This is a genomic window from Acinetobacter sp. YH16032 (genome assembly GCF_013417345.1).
In the GTDB taxonomy this organism is placed as follows: domain Bacteria; phylum Pseudomonadota; class Gammaproteobacteria; order Pseudomonadales; family Moraxellaceae; genus Acinetobacter.
Genome location: NZ_VPEE01000131.1, coordinates 1 through 1667, shown reverse-complemented (window position 1 = coordinate 1667; position 1667 = coordinate 1). Strand labels below are relative to the sequence as shown.

At 41.7% G+C, this 1667-nt stretch carries 1 protein-coding gene and 1 pseudogene; one reads left to right on the top strand and one right to left on the bottom strand.

The genetic code is table 11. The features are described from left to right. Window positions 1-92: 92 nt before the first annotated feature. Window positions 93-572: pseudogene (locus tag FTV32_RS16885) on the bottom strand (hypothetical protein); the annotation flags it as partial. Window positions 573-877: 305 nt separating this feature from the next. On the opposite strand from FTV32_RS16885, the gene FTV32_RS16880 reads away from it, so the two are divergent. After that, the coding region (locus FTV32_RS16880) for a MobA/MobL family protein (RefSeq protein WP_180029142.1) at window positions 878-1667 on the top strand (790 nt) is incomplete at its 3' end.

Here is a 1667-nt window from a genome sequence, read left to right as displayed (position 1 = left end):
CGATCAATCTGCACCTGCTTTAAAAGTTTTTCGGTATCCAACGCATCATCATTTTTGACTTTATAAGCACTTAAAACTCCACCACCCACTTAAAACTTACGTTGATTTTCGGCTTTACGTTTTTTTCCTGCATCTTTTTTCTGGATCTGACTCAAGTACAGCTCCAAATCAGCATATTGCAGTTTTTGAGCTTTGAAATTCAGATATCGGGTACACATCATCTTCAGAATATTTAGTTCAGCAACACCCAATTGATTGTCCTGGTATGCCTGAAAAAGCTCTATAAATTTAGCTTCATATTCAGTCTGTCTAGGATTTTTAGACAGCTCATCAAACAGCAGCTGAAGCTTCAGATGCTCTCTGTAAGGTTTTAATGCTTCTTTGACTAATATTTTCTGTGCTTCAGACAACATCTCAAAATTAAAGTCTTCAGCCTCCAATGCATCAATGACCTGATTCTGTAATTCAGTACGTCGATTGTTCTCTAATAAAAAATCCACGAAAGCATGTAACTCTGCTCTCTGAAGTAACTGAGCTGGTCGACCACGCTTTTTTGCTTTTTCCATTTCCATCATCTGCCGCTAAATTTTCAGAACTGCTACCGATTTAATTATGGTTTTACCATAATTAAATCGGGCAGTCTGAAAATAATTATTTAAAATAAAAATAAAATTTCTTGAAAAGAATTTTTATTTTTATTTTAAATAATTCGCACTTGACAGTTTCTTGCTATCGCGAAGAAACTAGTACGCAATGGGGCGTTTCCCCCTTGACCCCCTTCAACCGGATTTTTCAGCCATCCAGGCATTCCAAATCCGGGCGGTTTTCATTCCGTTTCACTGCATAAAAACCGGTCTAGAACCCAACAGAGGTAAGCATGGCCAGCTATCATTTCAGCGTCAAAAGTAAAAATAAAGGCTATGCGACTGGCCACTACCTCTACCTCCGCCGACTCATGCAATATGAAGGGATTCGCAAGACCAGCAACGAAACCGTAGAACATATCGAACCAGGCAGAAACATGCCATCCTGGGTGAAAGATCCGATTGAATTTTGGCAGGCAGCAGACAGTTTTGAACGAGCCAATGCCAAAGTCTACATGGAGTATGAAATTGCCCTCCCCAACGAGTTCACGCCAGAACAGCGTAAAACGCTCATAGAGACGTTTTTAGACAAACATATAGCAACCTTGAACTACCCCCACTCCTACGCCATACACAACGTAAAATCGCGCATCAGTGGCGAAGATCAACCCCACTGTCACCTGATGTTCTCATTGAAAGCCGATGACGGTATTGAACGAACAGCCGAACAGTATTTCAAACGCTATAACGCAAAAGACCCCTCCAAAGGCGGTGCGAAGAAAATCCAACTCCAAGAAGGCCATGAAGACTATTCTGCTTTTCTGATCTATATCCGCAAACAATGGGAAAATCACCTCAACGATGCCCTTGCTCAATACTGCCCGACTGTCACTTACAGACTAGATGGACAAGACATCACCATCAAAAACCAAGTGTCAGCAGATAGCTATGAAAAATACAATCAGATCCACGGCACCTTGTACCTTCCAGAACCTAAACTGGGTGTCGGCAACCAAAATGCGACCCCTGAATACCTCGCAGAGATCCAAAAGATCCGAGAACACAATCACCAAGAACGAGAAC